Consider the following 20,272-nt stretch of genomic DNA (forward strand, 5'->3'; position numbering starts at 1 on the left):
CAGACTTTAATCAGTCAACTTCTCATCTTTCATCAAGCCGTTCAACCATGACTGAACGGCGATCTCTGCATATATTGGTCGAGTTAATACAATTTATTCGTCCATACCGCTGGAAAGTTTCGGCTGCGTTGCTGGCTTTAGTCATGACCGCATGCCTAACATTATCTGTTGGCCAAGGAATTCGACTACTTATCGATCAAGGTTTTGCCCAGCAATCTGGAGAAGCACTCAATGTGGCCATCGGTTTTATTCTATTGGTCACATCATTGATTTCACTCGGCACATTCTTTCGTTTTTACCTAGTGTCTAGTGTAGGGGAGAGAGTGAGTGCAGACATACGTCTCGCGGTATTTAATCATGTTATAACACTGCATCCTAGTTACTTTGAAACTCACGGAAGCGGCGACATAATGGCCAGAATAACAACAGATACCACATTGCTGCAAAGTATCATTGGGTCATCACTTTCAATGGCTATGCGTAGTGCTCTGATGTGCTTAGGTGCCATTATTATGTTGTTTGCGACCAATATTAAGTTAACTCTGATTGTTCTGATTTCTGTCCCAGTTATCATTCTACCTATTCTTGTGTACGGTAAGCGAGTTAGAAAACTTTCTCGACAAAGTCAGGATTCTATTGCTGATGTCGGAAGCTATGCAGGTGAAGCAATAGAGCAGATTAAAACAGTTCAAAGTTATGGAAGGCAGAATTTAGAAAGTCATGCTTTCGCTATCGAAGTAGAACAAGCCTATGATATCGGTCGCCGCAGAGTGAAACAAAGGGCCATTCTTATCTCAGGTGTTATCTTAATTGTATTCAGTGCTATTGCAGGTATGTTATGGGTGGGTGGCAATGATGTGATCAATGGAACTATTTCAGGTGGAGACCTAGCAGCGTTTGTTTTCTATTCGGTTATGGTCGCATCATCGTTGGCAAATATATCTGAAGTGATGGGCGAGCTGCAAAGAGCCGTCGGAGCAACGGAGAGATTGATTGAACTTCTTCAAGTTGAGAGCCAAATTACCTTCCCGAGTAAACCTTCAACGGATGTAGCTTGCTTATCTACCGAGCTTAGATTTGATGATGTGACTTTTTCTTATCCATCGAGACCGGAACAACCTGCTATTGAAAAGCTGACGCTAACGGTAAAAAAAGGTCAAGTAGTTGCGCTAGTAGGGCATTCAGGGGCAGGAAAGACAACATTATTTGAATTATTACAGAGGTTCTATGATCCGCAGTATGGTTCAATAACACTTGGCGGTACCGATATTCGTGATTTGGATCTTAACGCTTTACGTCAAAAAATGGCGATTGTTCCTCAACAGCCCGCTTTGTTTAGTCAAGATGTATTTTATAACATTCGGTATGGTAAGCCGGATGCTTCGGATGAAGAAGTGATTAATGCAGCGAAAAAAGCGCATGCGCATAATTTTATCCTTAAATTACCTGATGGCTATAACAGCTTCCTTGGTGAGCGAGGCGTTCGTCTTTCTGGTGGGCAACGTCAGCGTCTCGCAATAGCACGAGCTATTCTTAAGGATCCAGAGATACTACTACTTGATGAAGCAACAAGTGCACTAGATAGTGAGAGTGAACACCATATTCAACAGGCGCTTGATGCTTTGATGCAAAATAGAACAACGGTCATTATTGCTCATCGACTATCGACTATTCAACATGCTGACCAGATAGCGGTTTTAGAGCAGGGTAAATTAGTCGATATTGCCGACCATAAGCAACTACTAAATCGCTGTGAGTTGTATCAGCGGCTGGTCGCCCTACAGTTTAATTCAGTCAATGAGTCGGCGTAGAGTGTTTAAAAAAGCGAGCTTCATTTGCTAGCGTATTATAGGCAAGTGACGGACATACGCTATACATCACCTGGCTGCTCTTGAGTGACGTTCCATCCCGTGAAATTGTACCAATGGTAACGAGCTATACCGGTATATTCATGTAGCGCAAAATCAGTAACCGCGAAGTTGTACCACAGTGGTATGGTGGAAACCCTTGCGTCCATATAATCAGCCCTCATAGGCAACGTATTAATCCCGAAGTGCTTAAAGTAGAGCTGACTTCGTTTAATGTGTAAGCCAGAAGAGACTAACACCACAGTTTCTGTTTGTTGTTGGTTAAGAAGTACTGAAGTGAACTGAGCATTTTTCCAAGTGTTGACGCTGTCCGCTTCCAAAATGATGTCTTGTACAGGGATGTCGAGTCTTAATAGTTCCTTTTTATAGATATCAGCTTCGGTAACACCGTTTCCTTGTGCATCCCCACCACTAATGATGATCTTACATATCGAATCTTGTTCGGCGCAGTCGTAGTATTGTGCTACCGTTTCATGTATTCGTCCAAAGGAAAAGAAGGTTGGCTCAAAGTTATTGCTTCTATCAATAAATTGTGTACCAGCACCGAGTAAAACAATGGCATTATTGTCTGACCATTTCACTTTATGTTTTACTTGATACTGTTCTTGTAATGTGGACAGTAAATAGCTAGGAATAATACCTATTCCCGTAAGTAAAAATAGAGAAGAAAACATCAGTAATGAAACAAAAAATATTTTTCTCCATTTTAACGCTTTGGCTGTAAACGCAAATATTAGCAGTAAAGAAAGAATAAAAAAACTCATACATGCCCTTTAGTTAAAAATTGCCTACCCAATGAAGCTAATACTCATAAGTATATCTGAAATTAGCCTTTGGTGTATGTATAAATTCTAATAGTACTATAATTTATTATTGATATTTGTATCTTTAAATATCAGTGTTTTATTAGAGCAAATAGTGTGCTAAAAGCCTTGATTTTTGAGTGTTTATTACGTTTTTTGCTTTTTAAATGATCACGGTCAAATTTTTATGACTATTTTTAAAGCAAAATAAATACAATGTTTACTATGTCTATTAGACAGGTCAAAAAGAGGATTATATAAAATCAAAATCATTGTCTGAAATATGGTTATTTATACTATAGATATTCTATTGTCTGTCTGAATAAATTGTAACTTTATAATTACTAACAACCTTGTAATCTCTATAGATAATAAAACAAAGAGGCATGTAAGATGCGAGTGTTACTTACCGCGTTATTATTTTTTTATTCGCTTAATTCATTAGCTACATTATACTACGGTCCGCCAGATGGGAAAAATATAATCGATATTGGTGACTCTAATGGCTATCTATTTAAAATTGAAAAGGGTATCTATGTACAAAGTTCATCACAGGACTATATTGCTAATATAGCAAGCTTGCTTGAGCAGATTAAAAGCACTTCCACGGGCAGGTCTTTACTAAACCAGGTCTCACATTACCATCCGTTACCTTTACCAAACCAGCTAAGAGCCCTGCCATACTCTAGGGAAGCGGCTCCTGAAAGTGTGCTGAAGAATATCCATGTCGTGATAACGGAGGGAACCGAAAGTAAAAGCTTTGTTACTGAGCCTCTTATCGCGGATGCTTCTTATATGGCTAATCAATCAAATGGGCTTGGAGTGCCAGCGCGTATTTACTTTAATCCTAATGTAGAAGTTGTTATTCCTGGTTCGACAGAAACAATCAGGCCTTCTGTCGCGTTAGGCCATGAGCTGGTACATGCTCGAGATTACCTTTCCGGCGGTTTACCCACTGGAGTACGTGCTGTGTCACATGTTGCGCCTATCGATGGTGTAGATGAACAAGGGGTGAGTTTTAGGCAGGGTGAACGTGTTGAATTTCAGCTCGCACGTAAAGAATTTGAAGCGACAGGCATTGCTTATCGAAATAAGGAAGCAGCCGCAGAAATAAAAAAGCCTACTATTACACGTCAACGTTCAATAGAGCGCCGAGAAAGTTATGGTGACCTTTGGTATCAAGCCAAGAAGCAAGGACAAGTCTCACAAGCTGATTACAAAGAGGTAAAAACGAACCTTGCTCTACTGAAAAAGGAAAAACCTGTAACAGAATATCATTTGGCCAAGGAATTAGGAGTGCCTACTCGAGATATGTACTGGCCGAGTAGTATGCTTCCTTACCAGCATGTTGATTCGCCTAGCCTAGGTAGTCGCAGTACGTCTATACTTAGTCGACGCCCCGGAAAAGTCAGTGCGTTGGCCGAACGTACTCATACAACCACATCATATTTAGATAACTCTGATAACCCGTTAGTGGTAATGAGCTCGAGTGTGTTTGGAGACCACAACACTAGCCCTAGGCTCAACCGAGACGCAAAGAATGTCCTTGATATCGCCCAAGCGACAGACAGTGATATTGTAATTCTTGAAGGTGATGAGTTTAGAAGTCTCTCCTACGGTAAAAAAAGATTTGTGCGCGAACTTCAGGAAAAGGCGATTGCCAGTGCGGCGAACAACCCTAATATTGAGGTAAAGTTTGTATCGATTGGTACAAGTGAAGTTATAGGAGAAGGGCTCACAAAGCTCAGTCAAGCGAGCAATATTGCCTTATTTGCTCCGAATAACGAAATTAATGCGATTAGGCTGGCTGAGCATATTTCAAAGCAAGGCACTTCACTTATGGTTAATCATACCGGTGAGCTTGCGTCACATGCCAGAATACATCCTTTTCAATTAAAACAAGCATGGGCAGATCTTGCTTTGCAGCAGGATGTGACTCTTTTATCAGAAAAGCCGCTTCCTCAGTTGAAAAAATGCTGGAGTTTGTGATGAGATACCAATACTACTTAACGGCTCTATTATCATTTTTGTTATTTCAGGTTCAAGCTGCCCAAAGATGTGATCTATTGAGTAGCCAAATAGAGCAGGAGGAAACTTGGCTGTCTAGACTTGATACCGAGTTTTCATCGAGTTTACAAAATGCTCAGTCGCTTTCTGCGATTGAACAAATCCCGAGTTTGGTTTTTCCAGAGGGCAACACTCTGTCAGGAAATCGGGCATGGTCAGGTTTAGCTGCTGCTATTAGTGAGAATACTCAAGCAGTCGGCACTGCATCCAATACAAGGAAGAGTCAGTTTCAACGTCTTGCTCAGCGTACTTTGAGTCGACAATTGTTACACGGCGTGGCGGAAGGTTTATCTGCAGGTTTTGATGTAATTACTTTGATCCCTTGGTATGACAGATTAGTCAGAACTATGTGGGATGATTCAGCAACAGCACTAGACAGGCTGGCGGTGACCTTAGAGCCGATCCCTTTTATTGGCTTTGCTGTTAGCTATTACGATACTCTCTCTCATATGGACAGCCCTCAAAAGCGTCTTGAGCAGTTCGCCAACCTAGGCCACTATACGTATGCTAACGATAGCCCTGAAACCCTTACTAATAGAGCGACAGCAACTCATGTATACCAGCAGTATCAGCAGCTGAAGAACCATACTAACGAGCTTGCGAAAAGGATTATCAGTGTACATATGCTGCATTACGATGCGACTTTCAGTGCAAAGGTACTTGAAATTGAAAAAGTGTTAGATGACACCTTCGCCCAAATGGATTCCGAGTACATGCATCTTATGCTCAATCGCTATAACTCGACTGAGCACTTAACTCATGATTTTGGAGAGCGAGCGTGTATCAATGAACGCCAATTGCTCGAAAACAACTTACAATCAGACGAGATTGCGAGCTTAACCGAAACACAACAACTAAGAGAATGCACTTACCAATCTTTGATTGAGAATCTAATGGTTATTGGTGTAGGAAGAAGCCGCTTAAATGAGCAAGCGAGAAGCGATTTTTTTGCTTATAAAACAAAAATGGTCGATCAGGCTATGGCTCATATCTCAAGCTGGCGGAGGATTATACTGGAGCAGCAGAAAACCGCAATTGATGAAGCTATTCAGTCAGTTATCGCCAGTGATGATCTTATCCTTTATCAGCAGAGCCTTTATCAAAGAGCAAGAAGCATAGCAATCAACAACTTTTCACTACAAATCATGCAGTGCCCTGCAACAGGTCAGGAATTGACTACAGGTCGCTTTATGGTGGATGAGGGGGAGTTAGTGTGTGGTCTTTATAGCTGCAATGTTTACCAAGGTCGAGAAGTGTTATTTGATGAAACTAAAGACCCTCTGCTAAAAAGATTAAATCAACCTTTAGTGACAGTTGATACTCAAGCTTACCTCTCTCAGCATAACAGGCATGCTTGGTCGGAGGATGAACTGGATGAACCTTACATAAACTTATGGACACAATGGAAGCATAGAAATGAAGATCGCTATTATGCGTTACCCTATTTAGGCAACCCATCTCTACAGATCATTGAAAAGGATATGCCATTGCTCATTGATGTGCTTGAAGGGATCCCTGAGAACTTGACTGCTCAGCAAGCATTACCTTATATGTACCGCTCTATAAGAGAAATTATTTCTAGTATGGATACGCATAAAGCTTGGGTTATGCTTGGGGATTTTGTTTTTCGCTTTCAGTATGAACTGCGGCAACAACAAAAGCTACACTTCCTACCTGTATCATGGCAGCAACGCATTTGGCCCAGTAGTCTTTATGGCCCCATGTTTAACGCCTATCTAAGTAAGCCATACTGGTACCTATCTTCTCAGCCTTGGGCGCAGTCTTTGCCTCACTTCAACGAACGTTTCCCCGTAGACTGGTTTTTACAAATGGGGCAAGGGCATCGAACCTATCTCACTGAATCGGTTAATAGAGAAACCTATCTTAGCGACAAGTATTGGCATGATGTTAGCGCTCAGCTTTATGCGGTGTTAAATATTCCAGCAATGCGCTGGAGACCTTTTGAGCATTTAGTCTTGATGGATATATGGTCTCAAGTGATAGAGAATGAGGCACTGATTGCGGCGAGTCAAAGTTAACCTTGTTTTAAGCTTTAAAGCTCCGTGATCATAAGCGGAGCTTGTTAATAGATTACTGAAACTGAATGTGAACCTATGTTTACTACTATTTTGAAGAGTCTGTTTGCTTGTTTTGAGGCACTTTTCTCTGTAAATGTAATGCCTTAGCAATTTTGCTTTTGTTGCTGAGCGCTTTTGAACGCTCAGCTTTGAATGGCTTTTTCGTCCAGGTCGCTTTATGTAGCTTTTCTGTTTTTACAAATTGGCTAATCAGCAATAGGTTCAAAGCCTCAAGAGTGTTAGCGAAAATGTCTTCATATTGTCTGTCTTCCGCTTCTTCTAACGCTTTCTTATAGGCCCGCATATGGTCAAAAAATTCGGTTTCTGTTATTAGAGGGCGGCCTTCTTTTTGCGCCTCCTGCAGTAGCGTATGTGCTTGATGGTTCACGGCACTATCGGTATCGCTCATTTTAACAAACATTTGTTGGAAACTGGCTTTGTGTAATTGTACAAATTCATTCCAAGGGTTTTCTTTTGAGGTAAGATCTTTGCCCGCATCTTTATACAGTTTATTAAATCTGACTAGGCTGTATATAAGATCGTTAGGATCGATATCTTCCCCGACCACTTTTTGCTGCCTTTGTTGATAGCGTAAGTTGCCATCGAGTGAATAGCCAGCGCCTGTTTGAAGGCTACCGGTTGTACTTGTTACTATATCGCTCCCCACATAGTAGCGAGTGAACTGACGCTGCACTTGGTCATTAAACGCGAGCTGTTTAGCATCAGGCTTAAACCAACGCTTCTGTATGGTAACTAACCCTGTCAGGTCGAGTTGTAGTATGGTTTTCATGCTAATAATAGAGTCAAGCTGATGACTGGCCAGTGCTTCAGAAAGCTGCTGTTGCAGCTTAGGAACCTGCAGTAGCTCTGTTAAATTAGTGTTTGCTGACAGTGTAATGTTGACATCTCTGTAATCTCCGCATCGAACTCGACTTGGATGGATAAAGTGTCGCTCGCGTTCATGAATGGTAAGAGCAATTGGACCAACTTGTATTTTTGCGGTTTGGTTGATGTCTTTTTTGGTCTCCATAACATGTTGTCTGACTTTGGTAAGTCGATTAAGTCGAGTTTGAGAGTAGTTAAAGTCAACGTTTTGTAGCGCTTGTTTTACGCGGTCTGCAAGGCGAGAAAAATCGTTTTCTGAATGTGTTGAAGACGGGGATAACTCGCGAGCAGAAGCATTCAGCCATGCATGGCACAAATGGAAAAATTGCAATTGTTGATGGCGACCAATATTGCCATATTTATCTTCTAATCTGTGCTTATTGCATTCATGCGATGCATTCCATCGAGTAGATGACTTGAGATAATCATGTTTCTTGACGCTACTGGAGTAATCGATGATGTCTTTTTCTAATTGCTCTGAAAAGGCGATCCATTCCTTAGGCTGTTTGGTATCGGGCAAAAAGGCGTTCAGAAAAGGCGCAACTTGAGTGATTTTTTCTGGCTTTGTTAGATGCTGGGTAAGGTCTTCATACACTGTCTCAACGGTGCTTTCTTTGCTTTTCGAAGCTTGCACTGCAGCTTGAGCTCCTAGTGTATAGCGAGGACTAATAGCAAACTTTGCTGTTGCATTTACCTCGCCCTCTGAGGTGCGCCTATTTTTGATACCATGCTTATATGTTTTCTTCTGCTCTGGTCGAATTGACTGATATAGGTGGTCAAACTTCTTGTCATCTAAGTTGGTCAGATGTTCAGAGAGTAGAGGGGCCACAGTGTCTTTAGCGTTCAGGGCTTTTTGCTGCTGCTGTATCAGTTTAGATGAGGATTTTTTTGCTAGATACTGAGCAAGCTCTGTGTGATTGGTAAATTTTTTGTATTTAGTTTGAGTTGTTGAGAACTGAGTTTGAGCGCCTGCACCTAGCTCAACATTATCACCTATTTTAAAAGAGAGGCCAGTCCACAGCTTAGCCATAACACGTTGAACTTTGTTGACTCTCACTGAGCCTTCATCATTATTATCTAGGCGACAGCCAGACTCGAAGCCTAATGTTTTACTCAATACTTTCGCGCCGCTTGCATCAACACTACCAGTGATATTAATACCCGTGGAGGTTTGCTGCCTAGCGCCCACTTTGCCTAAAAACGCCGTTTCTTTACCGTACTTTTCAGCTCGTGATTTTTGATCTTCTACTAACTTATCAATTGTACTTAATCGCCCGAGCTCTTTATTTAATAATCGAGCCTCTTTTAAATCGATGTTATCGCTTATAACGCTATCTTTGCCAACTTGATGAAGCTTTAACGTCTTCACTTGATGCGATATATCTTTCTTCAGCCGTGCCAGCTTGACATTGTTAGCGTCAATTTTTCTATTTTTGATATGAGCAATACACTGGGCTAGGCTTGGCAGCTTGTATGATTGCACATGTTCGCTAATCGAGCGAAGAGTAGGAAGATGAGTATCAATGTTCTGCATTTGTAAAACTGTTGTCATAAGTTGTTTGCATGTAATCTAAACCCCGAATATTTCGTTTTTATGAATACATTATAGTATGTTTATTTTTTGTACGTTATAGATTTACTTAGTGCAAACATTAGTCATTCAAATGTTGGCAGAAGATCACAAGACTCTCATTAATAAAATTTATAATTGCCGTCTCTATATCATAACTTATGAAAAATATGAGTATCTGTGCTTGTTATTGCCTTTAGCTTTAAAAGTACTGCCTATCTCTATTTCTGATCACCAGTATTCATTGGTGCTATTGTTTGAAATATTTAATTAAACAGGCTATTAATCTACCATTACATTATAAATCTATTATTTTATATGTTGTTTTATTTGGCGAAGATCATAAATAAAAATAAATGTAAATAATATTAAGATCTATAGTTTGACATGAAAGTAACAAGAACTAGTATTAATTTATTAAGTACTATGAAACGAGGATTTTAAATGGGAGCAGAAATTGAGTTAGACTTTTCATTAAAAAATTCTATGTTTAATGAAATTAATAATCAGTGTCAAAGATTAGATTACTTTGTCAAAAGTACTTTTGAAGATAAGGATGTAGAAATAAGATTGTTAAAGAATAATCTAGATCTGGAGGAATTATCAGATTTAAGAAAGAAAGTTTATTCAGAGAAAAATGAATCTGTTTTTCATGGATATAAAGAAAAATTATTTTTGGATGAATATGATATAGACTCGTATATATTTTCTTTCTTCTCAGAAGGAAAAATGACAGCAAGTCAAAGAGTACGTTTTTATCCTTTTGAAGTAGGTCACTATGTTAATAACAATGATATAACAGCCTTTTTAGGCGAAGGTTTGGAAAATGATTATATTGAGTATTCTAGATTAGTCGTTGATAACACTCCTGGGATAAGAAGTCGTATGGTCGCGCATTGCTTGGCGCTTGTTTCCTCGACGTCCATCATACTCTCGACAGGTATTCGAAATGCTATTACGTACACTAAGCCTAGAATGTCCCGTAAGAATATTAGCTTTAGTAACGACACGTTAGAGTTCTATATCAAGGAAAGAGATCATAACTACTTACTATTTAAAGTAGATATGTTTCAAGACATGATAAAACGTCTGAATTTGGATGTTGATAGCGAAGAAGAAGCGATCTACATTCTGGATGAAAGAGTTAAAAACAAGCAGAGTATCTAATTTTATGAAAGAAAATATTGCTTTGGTACAAGACTTTTACACCGATGTTTTTATAAATAGAGATTTTTCTAGATGTGAAGAATATATGGATGAAAATTATATTAACAATAGCAACTTTGTTGATAATGGAAGAGATGGATTTATAGATTACTTTAGTAATTATAGTAAGAAGTTTCCTAATGGTTCAGCTTCTATAGAAAAGATACTTTCAAGCGATGATCATGTATTTGTCTATGCAAATCATTGGACTAAAATATTAGGTATAACACTAAAGTACAAAGCGATAGATATTTATGAAATAAAAAATAATAAAATAAAAGAGCATTGGGACTCTGTTGAAGGAATAAATGGAATATCGATATTCATATTTATGATTAAACGTATATTTGGGCTATAAGGGTTGAATAATGTCTAACTTAATAAATGAGTTGAAAGAAATATGTGATTATGAATGGAGTAAAATAAAGCGAGGGCAATTCTTTAAGCTAGCAATGGAAATGGATAGTCCAGATCTCTATGTTCTTGCTATGGTACAAGTGTATCACTACACCAAGTATAATTCGCTAAATCAAGCTTCGGCGGTATTTCCAGAAAGCTATAAGAATATTGGCTTGATCCATTTTGCCTTGAAACATGCAATGGAGGAACTAGGTCACGAAAATATGGCGGCTCATGACTTGAAATCACTTGGGATCAATGAAGATGTTCTCAAGTCGCCGCCATTGCCTGCAACGGCAGCACTCAGTGGATATCTAGATAGTGTTGCAATGAAATTGGGTGTCGCAGCTCGCCTTGGCTATAGTTTTTGGGCTGAAGATAGTTATGAACATCTGCAGCCGCTGTTAGAAGTATGCAAAAGCAGGCTGGGCTTGAGAGATGACCAAATGACCTTCTTTATTGCCCATGCGGAAATTGATGCCCAACATGCCAAAGAGGTGGAGATGGCGATCACTAAGTGGGTGACATCAGATATCGATAGGGAAAACATTAAGCAGGTGGCGAGAGTGACATTAAATCTTACGGGTAAAATACTTGAGGATGTTGCCGAGCAGTATCTTGAACGGCAGTCGAATGATAATGCCTAAACATACCATTAAAGTGAATGGTGAGTTGATTGATTGTGCTTATAACCAAGACCTTTCTTTGCTAGGCCAATTAGAGCAGGTTGGCTATCGTATACCAAGAGGTTGTGGTATTGGTTGTTGTGGCGTGTGCAAGCTCAGACTTAGCAAAGGTCAAGTGGTTATGGATCACAAAGGTGGCATATCAGACCAAGATATTGAGCAGGGCTATATATTGCCCTGCTGCTCTTATCCTACCGAGGATATAGAGATTCTTGTCTAGCCGCCATCTATTAATATACCGTTTGTGGTAACGTGGTTGACATGTTGTTGCCAATGCCTAACTGCCCGAGAACGCTGTCTCCCCCAGCATTTCATCACCCCGTTGTCATTCTTTGCTTATTCCCAATTCAGAAGTCGCAGTAATAGTAATTAAGATGATTTATAGTTGCTTGATTGAGATTGCTAAATGGAATTTGAGGCTCGGCTTGTGAGCATTTACGCCCACTTTATAGAATCGGGTAGTTGTTGTTTTAGTGCATACATGTGCCTAATTAACGGCCTTCATGCATGGTTTCATGCTCAAGTAAGTGGACGAGTAAACCGTTGTCGGATATTTTTTAATACGATTTCTCTCAATGTATTCTCTCTTAATGGTTGATGTTGTCTTTATGAATACGACTCGATGATAGCGGGTCGTATTTTTATGTTAAACATAAGGTTACAATAAATTTTATGTATTTTATCACTATAGCTGCTTCGCATATGAGATGGTGCACGTATTTATGTGGTTAATCCACCTATTATTTGGCTCACGGTGGAAAATCTTGCTGGGTTGGCGCTTGATCTGAGAGTCTGTTAACAGGCACTTTTGTTGGTTTGGTGTAATCTAAGTCCAATTGTTAAAAAAGGTTTTCTTCATGTCAAAAAAATCAAAACTTCATAACGAAGACAAACTAGTCAAAAAAGCGTTAGAAATTGGTGGTAAAATGGCCAAAATGCAAGGTTTTGACTTACCTCAGTCTCCTCAGCCTTTGAAAGTAAAAGCCATCTATCTGTTTTTGGTTGATGCGAAGCAAATTACCCCCTTGCCAGAGAGCAAACTTGATGGCGCCAGTATCAAACATAGATTAGCACTCTGGATTCATAACGCCTTACCGGACGATGATCCTTTAAAATAGAGGCGTTAGCACTTGCATACAAGATAAATTGAGTAAGGGGAGATGGAGTTTGAATACTTGCTCCCGCTACCGAGGGCCGTTAAAAGTTGTAAGACATGTTTCAATAGCTGCAGCAATTCCTGAATCTAATAAATTCGCAAAGTCACTGGCTCAATTTTGTTCAAGGAAGTCCTAGCGACGATCTCGGCAAATACGTATGTGTCCCAAAACCATTTAGCTAGTTACTTCAGTGGCAGAGCGTACCACTGAAGTCGCATTACTTTTACTGATGGTTGGCAGTAATGGGTTGTGCTTGAAAACTCCCAGAACTATTTTCGTCCAAGCTAAAATAAGCCTTACTTCATATTCAGCAAGGCGTTACTGAGGGTTTTACATTCAACAACCACAGGAAAACGTAATGCCTTGCGTCCGCTTTTTGTTGATAGACAAAGGTGAGACACAACCTTGAAGTGTCCACTATTAAATACTCTACTCAATTCAGAGGACGTGTATTTACCCTACTAAAACTTATTCGATTAATTTGATAACTGTTCACTCCCGTCATTAGGGGACATCTTGCAGTCTAATTTCCCTTCATGTGTTATAAATTATTGATTATTAGTTGAGTTGATATAAAAACGGCTGCATTACCGAAGGATGAAAAACGACAATTTGTCGTCTAATAAGCGTTAGTTTATCAGTGAAGATTATCACCCTAAATCCAATCCTAGGGTGAAATCTTAATTACAGGTGGTTCTGCGGAAGCTGTGATTGACCGAGTACAGCAACAACTAAAATGAAGCCATCTTCTTTTGTAAAGTAAGCGGTATGCTTGCCCACTGGGAAATAAAAACCACTTGGGTATATCTCATCGCAATTGCGACCAACAGCTGGGTTATCAGCAAGCATTTGAAACCCTGTTAGTAAGGTATCTTTGTAGCTTCTCCATTGCATCTCAGAGAAATTGTTGACGGTATAGTTTTTGATTTTTTGTAAATGAGTCTGTGCTAATTTACTTAGCTTATATTTATTCTTTTGCATAATGGGTTATAAGGCGTTTAAAAAGTCTTCACCATCAACCACATTGCCTTGAGCTAAGTCTTGCTTAGCTGACTCGAAACAATGTCTCAGGTAATCAGTTTTCATTGCCTCCAGCTCTTCATAGTCCTTAATCGACATAACAACTACGGCATCTTTGCTATTTTTGCTAATTTTCACTGGCTCACGTTGAGCGCTCAGAAGTAACTCACCAAAATTACGTTTGGCATCATTTGCTGTTAATGTGTGCATGATTACTCTCCAAATCTGGAATCACAGTAAGATTATAGTCATTCGCATGAAATGGTCAATATGATTAAATCGTGCGATTTGTGTGAAGTGTAAACTAAACTAAACAATTTAAGAGTGATGGCGTTGTTGATCAAATCAGCTTGAAGGTCAACGACGCCATATGTGGTTAATCGTTAGCGTCGAACAGGCATGCCTAGCCCTATGACTTTGTTTATCGCTTTGACATTCGCCATGATTTCACCCAGTTGAGCATTATAACATCTCAAGCTCAATTTACCGCTAGTTAGTCCTTTATATCGAGACATTGCGGTCTCAGATATTGAGCGATAGTGATAACCAGTCTCGGATTTCCACTCCGCTATCACCAATATTTACCAGACTGACCTCGGCACTAATGGCTTCATGGGTATCTACATCAACGGCTAAGTGCAACTTGCGCCATGTTCTACGTTTGTCGGTACCGTGTTTCTTCACCTTCCACTCACCCTCACCAAAGACTTTGAGGCCAGTCGAGTCAATGGCTATATGACGAATAGCCCCTTTTGCACAAAGCCTTATTGTACTCCGCCCAGTTAGTTATCTTCTTTTTCGCCTTACCCATGTTGTCACCGCTCGAACCATCATAAAGGGTCAGATCGCAGGACTCGAAAAAGGTTCAACTGATTTAGGCAACAACGCCAGAATGAATAAATAAAAAACTATCAATCTCTGAGTTCAATATGAAAAGGATATTTTGTCTTAACTCTTAGTCTATAAGAAATATTGTAGTTAATTATATTATCTGGCCTAGATATATTAATGATAAGTATGATAAATATGTTCTCATAATAATTTGTAGAAAAGAGGCCATCGATTTTGAACTTTAAACTACCTAGTGAAGCTAGGTTAATTTATCAAGCCAGTGTTGCAATTTTCCCATTGTGTTTAGCAGTAATCCCTTGGGGAATACTTTGTGGTTCGTTGGCGATTCAAGCAGGCCTTTCTCCGATACAGGCACAGGCAATGTCACTGTTTGTGTTTGCTGGCGCCGCTCAGTTGGCGGGTATTTCTCTATTTGGTGTAATGAGCCCTACATTGCCCATACTATCTTCAACTTTTGTTATCGGCTCTCGTCATCTACTTTATTCAGCTGTTTTTCAAACAGATATCATGAAGCTATCTTGGTTTAAACGTATGGCTTTCGCTTTTTTTCTTACCGATGAAATGTTTGCTGTTTCAACAAGTCATATCGATAAAACGCGCTCGTTCAGTTACGTGTATGCGATGACAGCAGGAGTGGGCTTTTATTTGGTTTGGAACCTTGCGACGCTCGGCGGAATAATCGCAGGTTCAAGTATTGATAATATCGAGGAACTCGGACTTGAATTTGCAATCGCTGCCACATTCATTGCTATTGTTATCCCATCCATAAAAGATCGTTCGACTCTTTTTGCGGTGCTTGTCAGTGGCTTTTCTGTACTGGCTTTTGACATGGTAGGATTTGAGTATTCTCTTATTGGCGCAACGATACTTGGGATGATTACTGGCTTTTACACATCGAATGGAGAAAAAAATGACGCTTAATACCGAGTGGGTTATTTTCTTAATGGCTCTGATCACATTTTCATGTCGATATCTGTTTTTTATGAAATCAATGCCGATTTCTCTTGGTAGTAAAACCAAGCAGCTTCTTAGGTATACGGCGCCTTCTGTACTGACTGCCATGTGGGTACCAATCGTATTTTTAGGTCATGGTTATTCTCTTGATACATTGCATACCAGCCCATTTTTTTATGCTGGCGCTATTACCGTTTTGTTGAGCTTAAAATACAAAAATACATTACTGATTGTTGCAGGTGGTATGGTGGTATTTTCTGTTCTCAACTGGTTGTTTGCTTCACTGTAGATAGATAAAAAGCGATGACTTCTACTTTTATAAATAAGGTCGTTTAGAGAATATATATCTGTCGATCACCTCAGGTTTTCACCTGATGTCATGTGTTATTTCATTAGGGTAGGCTGTGGCTGGCTGTGCGTTCCGCTAAACTCGAATATATGCGAACTCGCCCATTTGTTTATTTTGATACCCATTCCTGTACACTGGCAAAGTGATGTTGATGCGGGCAGACTAATGGGCTCTGCGGTATGCATGCTAAGCCAGAGTTTCGTCAAGCAATGGCAGAAGCCTCAAGCGAGTTAAAGAAACTAGGCGTGATACTGAGTACTCAATAATCAAGATTAGATTTTTCTCATAAGGATGCCAAATCGACCCTATCTTTATTGAGGAGAAGTATGGATATTGAAATAAGGCGCTCACAAGCCTCAGATGCTATGCAAATTAGAGATGTTTACGCATGTACCAATGTATACAGTAATACGCTACAACTGCCTTTTCCATCGGCTGATTTTTGGCAAAAGAGAGTCACTAATGTTGACGATAACTGTTATCCATTTGTTGCTCTAATAGACGGTGAAATCATTGGTCATATAGTGCTGCATGTCAGCGCCAATCCTCGCCGAAGGCATGTTGCCTTATTTGGAATGAGCGTCAAACATGACTATTCTGGCCTTGGGGTGGGTAGTAAGTTGCTCTCAACCATCATAGATCTGGCAGACAACTGGCTAAACCTATCTCGCATCGAACTTACCGTATACACAGACAACCAAGCCGCGATTGGCTTGTATAAAAAGTTTGGCTTTGTTATTGAAGGTGAATCTGCCGCTTATGCATACAGAAATGGCGAATATGCGTCTGCTTATCATATGGCGAGATTTAAGAGCTGAACGCAGGGAGTGTCTGCTCTAGCAGACACTGTGCTTATGCCTTATTGCACGCTAAACTAATTGTTTACTCACTTAAGGTGTGGGGACAAAACCATAAGCTTTGACCAGCGCTTTACCAGATTCAGTCTTGAAAAACTCCAAAACAACTTTAACCCCCGGCTTGTTTGACGATGACTTGTTGACCACTAGGTTTAGCGGTCTGACATAACCGTATTGAGAGTTAAATTGTCCATCAACCATAGGCGCAACCCCATCTACGGAGACCAGTTTGACAGTCTGTCCAAGTGCGTTGTTTGGTATGGCCCCTAAAGAACCAAACGCGAGTCCATTTTTAAAACGTTGAGCAATCGATTTTGTAATGGTTAGTTCATCTTCGAAATAGGTAATAGGCGCAAGTTTTTTTCCTTTCAAGTTGAGCTTGGCAAGAAAAACATCATGAGTACCATGGTGTGAGCCTTTGCCTAGTAGCCTTATTTTTCCACCTGTTGTACCTAATTCTTCACATGTTTTTATCTGCCCAGAGAAGGCTTGGGATAATGAGTTAAGAGGAATATTATCAACGGAATTTGTAGTAGAAACCATAAATACTAGTGCGTCAGAACCAATACTAACTACATCGAGCGAGCTCTTTAGGGGGGACTCTTTCTCTTTTAGTGCTCTTGAAGCCATACCTATGTCAACTTGATTGTCGAAGGCACTTTTTACCCCTTTTGAAGATCCTCCTGGGCGAACATTGAACACATAGCTATTAAAGTGTTGCTTGATTTGAGCGATTTGATCTGGCCCCAGAGTTTGGTTAATTGCATCAATGGATTTCACTTCTTCAGCGGGTAAGCTGATTTTTCCTTGCCTTAGTACGTAATTAAGGTGATCAAAAATAGGCTTGATTGTTGTTGAGCCAGCAACGACAATAGTTTCTGCTTTTACACTAAAGCTTGCCAATGCCAGTATAACGGGGAGAACTGTTAATAGCTTCATCATCATTATTGTCCTAGAACTGAAAAACATACACTTTCTAAGATTAGTCGAGTTGTCTTATATAACAATTTTTAAAAGTTACGCTTCACCATCATGATTTCTATTGTTGGTATATGTTATTTATTCAGCTTTTTCGAACAATATAGTCATCGATATAGAGTTAAATTCTTACTGATGGGCGACTAGTGTTGAAGTAAAGTCAACAATAGTGGTCATAATGATAAGTTTGTTGTTATTTGAAAATGTTGAGGAATGAACTTTGAAAGTACTGTTTCAGTCGTTATCAGTTTCAAATTCGGGATTTGAAACACTTATTTTGCGTATTCCAGTCGGCATTATTTTTATGGCGCACGGAGCACAGAAATTATTTGGTTGGTTTGGTGGTTATGGCTTAGCAGGCACAGGGCAGTGCTGAATTTTTTGATGGGCTTTTTATTCTGCTTGGGCTTTTATCCCGTCCAGCGGCAATACTGACCGCTTTTACTATGGTGGTGGCCATCTTTAGTGTTCATATCGAAAATGGATTATTTATGTCTAACAATGGCTACGAGTTTGGTTTGGTGTTACTTGCTGCCTCGGCTTCATTAGCCGTCAGTGGCGCAGGTAACATGGCGTTAGATAACCCTATCGTAAGGCGTCTAAGCCAGCCGTCTAGTTTATGGATAATAAAGTATCCGCGCCATATCCTGCGCGGATTTTTTAAACTCAGCCGACGCGCTTAGTCTATACCCAGTGCGTCAGATAAGGTGAATATCGGTTTCTATCGTCTATCGATACTACAGGTGAAGTTGTGGCTCGGAGCATCTGCTGGTACTGGTGGTGGCACAGGGATAGCGTTTAGTCTGATAACAGCAAGCTCTTCTGTTTCAAAGTAGTTTGGCGCGTGGTATACACGGTAGTTGAATCCATAGAGTCCATCGTGGTATTCAACATATTCTGACTGGCCAATCCATGCGTCTTGCGATTCTGTTTTTAGCTCATACAGCTCGTTCACACAATATTTAGAAAGATGGTATGTAGATTGTTCATCATCATTAAGCAATTTAATGAAAGAAGCGGATGCACTTGTTGATGCAACAAGTAATATTGATGCAAGGGATAGAGATTTTAACTGCATAATCAGCCAACCTTATATTATTCAATTCGTTATTTCTTGTTTGAAGTTCAGCTCGCGCATGGTCAATAAATCTTTGATTAATAAGATTTTTGATTGAGGAGCAAGGCGGATGATAGTGTTTGATTATTATACTGAAAAGGTCTATTTCATTACTGATAAATGAAATACCTTAATGTTTAACTGCCATCACTTTTTTTTTATAAATTAACAACAAGATAATAAACATATCACTCTATTGAATGTTTATAACTGGCACGAATTAATTGGTTTAGATACCCTTACTGCGTTTTGGGATTATGAAGAACAAGTCCATCGGGTTTTACTTTGCCCATCATCGAATTAGCCTTGGGTGCCGGAACGCTTGATCCCACCGATGTGGCGAGAATTCTTGCGCAGGTGCTAGCGACAGTGGCGGCCGTCGTCACTTGAGATTGCTGCTGATTATTTATCGCATTGTGCATTGCCAAGCCAATGGTATCGGCAAAGGTACTGTCTGTGAGTTTGGTGCCTTGTTTAGAAAATGGTGAAGAAGACTCATTCGAAGCCTGTTCGGTAAATTCATTCATGTTTGGGGCCTCAATGGCTTGCATGGCAGCTTCTTGCGCGGCTTGTCCTGCCCTTTTCGCTGCTTGCTCTGCTTGCATAGCGGCTTGCTTCGCCACCTGATTTGCGGCTTTCTTTGCTGCCTGTTTGGCTGCGCGCTTCGCTGCTTGTTTTAGGAACCAATTCATAGTCTTTCTATATCCGTAATGTGCAGAACTTACGTAATGATTTATTCATAGTAAAGAAAAGTTAATTGAAACAAGAGGGAACAAACTATTAAAGCTCGGTAAGAAATGAGCATTATTACAATGTGTCTTATAACCCATAGGGTTATATTAAATTGAGTCTGTGTATGTTCGTGGGTGAAGAGTAATTTTAGACACGTTAGGTGATTCATGGTTGGTGAAAAGCTGATCATATAAACAGGGAAAATATACCTAAACAAAAAAGAGTGGGAGAATTCCCACTCTTTTGGTGAAAAGTATTCGGCTAAGCGATTAATACTTAGCTTTGCACATTGCTAAAATAGCCGTAGCCATTTGCTCTGAGCTAGGTAGGTCTGCGCCCATTGACTCATAGCCGATGCCTTGAAGTTCCATATTCATGCTTTGGAATAACGCATTTAGTGCGCCTCTTCTTTCTGGATTACGCAGCTCTTCAAGTGAAGCCACCGCACAACCACGCATATCCAAAGTCGCTGCTGCTTCGATCAACTGGTTTTCTTTTTCTGTTAATGGGGCTGTGTTAGCAACCGCACCAGTTGAAGCGAAAAGAAGTGTAGCCAGCAGCGTTGTTGTCATTTTCATAGTGTTAAACCTTGTTATTTTGTTAGGTAGAGTTGATAAAACAACAAATAAATTGTTGATTTGTATGAATTTAAATTCGAATTCAGCATAGCTACAAATCAGAATCTTCGACAAAC

General features: G+C 39.9%; 19 protein-coding genes and 2 pseudogenes. 12 read left to right on the plus strand and 9 right to left on the minus strand.

The genetic code is table 11. From position 1 onward, the window contains the following. Positions 1-47 precede the first annotated feature (47 nt). Positions 48-1,811, plus strand: a complete 1,764-nt coding sequence (locus tag FIV01_RS19270; RefSeq protein WP_246210545.1) for an ABC transporter transmembrane domain-containing protein — start codon at positions 48-50, stop codon at positions 1,809-1,811. A gap of 59 nt (positions 1,812-1,870) precedes the next feature. Here the strand turns inward: FIV01_RS19270 and FIV01_RS19275 are convergent, their stop codons facing one another. Then, positions 1,871-2,632 (minus strand): YdcF family protein, encoded by a 762-nt coding sequence (locus tag FIV01_RS19275; RefSeq protein ID WP_152432568.1) that lies wholly within the window; start codon positions 2,630-2,632, stop codon positions 1,871-1,873. A gap of 432 nt (positions 2,633-3,064) precedes the next feature. On the opposite strand from FIV01_RS19275, the gene FIV01_RS19280 reads away from it, so the two are divergent. Beyond that, the gene (locus FIV01_RS19280) at positions 3,065-4,660 is read left to right on the plus strand and encodes a M91 family zinc metallopeptidase (protein WP_152432569.1); all 1,596 of its coding nucleotides are present in this window, start codon (positions 3,065-3,067) and stop codon (positions 4,658-4,660) included. Further along, positions 4,660-6,777, plus strand: a complete 2,118-nt coding sequence (locus FIV01_RS19285; protein WP_152432570.1) for a hypothetical protein — start codon at positions 4,660-4,662, stop codon at positions 6,775-6,777. Before FIV01_RS19280 ends, FIV01_RS19285 begins: the two co-directional genes overlap by 1 nt. Before the next feature lie 85 nt (positions 6,778-6,862). On the opposite strand, the gene FIV01_RS19290 is transcribed toward FIV01_RS19285, so the two are convergent. Next, positions 6,863-9,253: a hypothetical protein gene (locus FIV01_RS19290; protein ID WP_152432571.1), complete on the minus strand. Its 2,391-nt coding sequence runs from the start codon at positions 9,251-9,253 to the stop codon at positions 6,863-6,865. A 462-nt stretch (positions 9,254-9,715) separates the two neighbouring features. Between FIV01_RS19290 and FIV01_RS19295 the strand changes: the two genes are divergently transcribed. The 5 genes from FIV01_RS19295 (at position 9,716) to FIV01_RS19315 (ending at position 12,680) form a co-directional block, all read left to right on the plus strand. Further along, positions 9,716-10,438, plus strand: a complete 723-nt coding sequence (locus FIV01_RS19295; RefSeq protein ID WP_152432572.1) for a hypothetical protein — start codon at positions 9,716-9,718, stop codon at positions 10,436-10,438. 4 nt (positions 10,439-10,442) lie between these two features. Then, a complete protein-coding gene (locus tag FIV01_RS19300; protein ID WP_172971881.1) occupies positions 10,443-10,835 on the plus strand; it encodes a nuclear transport factor 2 family protein in 393 nt (130 codons plus the stop codon). A 10-nt stretch (positions 10,836-10,845) separates the two neighbouring features. Further along, a complete protein-coding gene (locus tag FIV01_RS19305) occupies positions 10,846-11,523 on the plus strand; it encodes an iron-containing redox enzyme family protein (RefSeq protein ID WP_152432574.1) in 678 nt (225 codons plus the stop codon). Continuing rightward, positions 11,516-11,782 carry a 2Fe-2S iron-sulfur cluster-binding protein gene (locus tag FIV01_RS19310; protein ID WP_246210489.1) on the plus strand — a complete coding sequence of 89 codons (267 nt, stop codon included), beginning with the start codon at positions 11,516-11,518 and terminating at the stop codon, positions 11,780-11,782. The genes FIV01_RS19305 and FIV01_RS19310 overlap by 8 nt, the downstream gene beginning before the upstream one ends. Before the next feature lie 637 nt (positions 11,783-12,419). After that, positions 12,420-12,680 carry a DUF5062 family protein gene (locus tag FIV01_RS19315; protein WP_152432576.1) on the plus strand — a complete coding sequence of 87 codons (261 nt, stop codon included), beginning with the start codon at positions 12,420-12,422 and terminating at the stop codon, positions 12,678-12,680. 723 nt (positions 12,681-13,403) lie between these two features. Here FIV01_RS19315 and FIV01_RS19320 read toward each other — a convergent pair. From FIV01_RS19320 to FIV01_RS19330, 3 genes and pseudogenes are all read right to left on the minus strand, one after another. Then, positions 13,404-13,700: a type II toxin-antitoxin system RelE/ParE family toxin gene (locus FIV01_RS19320; protein WP_152432577.1), complete on the minus strand. Its 297-nt coding sequence runs from the start codon at positions 13,698-13,700 to the stop codon at positions 13,404-13,406. A 6-nt stretch (positions 13,701-13,706) separates the two neighbouring features. Further along, complete coding sequence (locus FIV01_RS19325) at positions 13,707-13,949, minus strand: type II toxin-antitoxin system Phd/YefM family antitoxin (protein WP_000557295.1); 243 nt, start codon at positions 13,947-13,949, stop codon at positions 13,707-13,709. A 173-nt stretch (positions 13,950-14,122) separates the two neighbouring features. Next, positions 14,123-14,492 (minus strand): annotated as a pseudogene (locus tag FIV01_RS19330) (transposase); the annotation flags it as partial. 312 nt (positions 14,493-14,804) lie between these two features. On the opposite strand from FIV01_RS19330, the gene FIV01_RS19335 reads away from it, so the two are divergent. The 3 genes from FIV01_RS19335 to FIV01_RS19345 all read left to right on the plus strand — a co-directional run bounded on the left by FIV01_RS19335 (position 14,805) and on the right by FIV01_RS19345 (position 16,712). Beyond that, complete coding sequence (locus FIV01_RS19335; protein ID WP_246210491.1) at positions 14,805-15,512, plus strand: AzlC family ABC transporter permease; 708 nt, start codon at positions 14,805-14,807, stop codon at positions 15,510-15,512. Then, positions 15,502-15,834, plus strand: coding sequence for an AzlD domain-containing protein (locus FIV01_RS19340; RefSeq protein ID WP_152432578.1), 333 nt, complete (start codon positions 15,502-15,504; stop codon positions 15,832-15,834). Before FIV01_RS19335 ends, FIV01_RS19340 begins: the two co-directional genes overlap by 11 nt. Before the next feature lie 386 nt (positions 15,835-16,220). Then, positions 16,221-16,712, plus strand: coding sequence for a GNAT family N-acetyltransferase (locus FIV01_RS19345; RefSeq protein ID WP_152432579.1), 492 nt, complete (start codon positions 16,221-16,223; stop codon positions 16,710-16,712). 72 nt (positions 16,713-16,784) lie between these two features. Here FIV01_RS19345 and FIV01_RS19350 read toward each other — a convergent pair whose 3' ends face one another. After that, positions 16,785-17,696, minus strand: coding sequence for a substrate-binding domain-containing protein (locus FIV01_RS19350; protein WP_172971882.1), 912 nt, complete (start codon positions 17,694-17,696; stop codon positions 16,785-16,787). Positions 17,697-17,949: 253 nt separating this feature from the next. Between FIV01_RS19350 and FIV01_RS19355 the strand changes: the two are divergent. Then, positions 17,950-18,334, plus strand: a pseudogene (locus FIV01_RS19355) (DoxX family protein); the annotation flags it as partial. A 116-nt stretch (positions 18,335-18,450) separates the two neighbouring features. On the opposite strand, the gene FIV01_RS19360 reads toward FIV01_RS19355, so the two are convergent. From FIV01_RS19360 to FIV01_RS19370, 3 genes are all read right to left on the minus strand, one after another. Further along, positions 18,451-18,807 carry a hypothetical protein gene (locus tag FIV01_RS19360; RefSeq protein WP_152432581.1) on the minus strand — a complete coding sequence of 119 codons (357 nt, stop codon included), beginning with the start codon at positions 18,805-18,807 and terminating at the stop codon, positions 18,451-18,453. Positions 18,808-19,085: 278 nt separating this feature from the next. Continuing rightward, positions 19,086-19,538 carry a RebB family R body protein gene (locus FIV01_RS20835; RefSeq protein WP_246210493.1) on the minus strand — a complete coding sequence of 151 codons (453 nt, stop codon included), beginning with the start codon at positions 19,536-19,538 and terminating at the stop codon, positions 19,086-19,088. A 309-nt stretch (positions 19,539-19,847) separates the two neighbouring features. Continuing rightward, positions 19,848-20,156 carry a hypothetical protein gene (locus FIV01_RS19370; protein ID WP_152432582.1) on the minus strand — a complete coding sequence of 103 codons (309 nt, stop codon included), beginning with the start codon at positions 20,154-20,156 and terminating at the stop codon, positions 19,848-19,850. Positions 20,157-20,272 lie beyond the last annotated feature (116 nt).

Source organism: Vibrio aquimaris, from assembly GCF_009363415.1.
GTDB classification, from domain to species: domain Bacteria; phylum Pseudomonadota; class Gammaproteobacteria; order Enterobacterales; family Vibrionaceae; genus Vibrio; species Vibrio aquimaris.

Coding starts and splice junctions, on each gene's coding strand:
- FIV01_RS19270 (WP_246210545.1), top strand. CDS start 48: ATGACTGAACGGCGATCTCTGCATATATTGGTCGAGTTAATACAATTT.
- FIV01_RS19275 (WP_152432568.1), bottom strand. CDS start 2,632: ATGAGTTTTTTTATTCTTTCTTTACTGCTAATATTTGCGTTTACAGCC.
- FIV01_RS19280 (WP_152432569.1), top strand. CDS start 3,065: ATGCGAGTGTTACTTACCGCGTTATTATTTTTTTATTCGCTTAATTCA.
- FIV01_RS19285 (WP_152432570.1), top strand. CDS start 4,660: ATGAGATACCAATACTACTTAACGGCTCTATTATCATTTTTGTTATTT.
- FIV01_RS19290 (WP_152432571.1), bottom strand. CDS start 9,253: ATGACAACAGTTTTACAAATGCAGAACATTGATACTCATCTTCCTACT.
- FIV01_RS19295 (WP_152432572.1), top strand. CDS start 9,716: ATGGGAGCAGAAATTGAGTTAGACTTTTCATTAAAAAATTCTATGTTT.
- FIV01_RS19300 (WP_172971881.1), top strand. CDS start 10,443: ATGAAAGAAAATATTGCTTTGGTACAAGACTTTTACACCGATGTTTTT.
- FIV01_RS19305 (WP_152432574.1), top strand. CDS start 10,846: ATGTCTAACTTAATAAATGAGTTGAAAGAAATATGTGATTATGAATGG.
- FIV01_RS19310 (WP_246210489.1), top strand. CDS start 11,516: ATGCCTAAACATACCATTAAAGTGAATGGTGAGTTGATTGATTGTGCT.
- FIV01_RS19315 (WP_152432576.1), top strand. CDS start 12,420: ATGTCAAAAAAATCAAAACTTCATAACGAAGACAAACTAGTCAAAAAA.
- FIV01_RS19320 (WP_152432577.1), bottom strand. CDS start 13,700: ATGCAAAAGAATAAATATAAGCTAAGTAAATTAGCACAGACTCATTTA.
- FIV01_RS19325 (WP_000557295.1), bottom strand. CDS start 13,949: ATGCACACATTAACAGCAAATGATGCCAAACGTAATTTTGGTGAGTTA.
- FIV01_RS19340 (WP_152432578.1), top strand. CDS start 15,502: ATGACGCTTAATACCGAGTGGGTTATTTTCTTAATGGCTCTGATCACA.
- FIV01_RS19345 (WP_152432579.1), top strand. CDS start 16,221: ATGGATATTGAAATAAGGCGCTCACAAGCCTCAGATGCTATGCAAATT.
- FIV01_RS19350 (WP_172971882.1), bottom strand. CDS start 17,696: ATGATGATGAAGCTATTAACAGTTCTCCCCGTTATACTGGCATTGGCA.
- FIV01_RS19360 (WP_152432581.1), bottom strand. CDS start 18,807: ATGCAGTTAAAATCTCTATCCCTTGCATCAATATTACTTGTTGCATCA.
- FIV01_RS20835 (WP_246210493.1), bottom strand. CDS start 19,538: ATGAATTGGTTCCTAAAACAAGCAGCGAAGCGCGCAGCCAAACAGGCA.
- FIV01_RS19370 (WP_152432582.1), bottom strand. CDS start 20,156: ATGAAAATGACAACAACGCTGCTGGCTACACTTCTTTTCGCTTCAACT.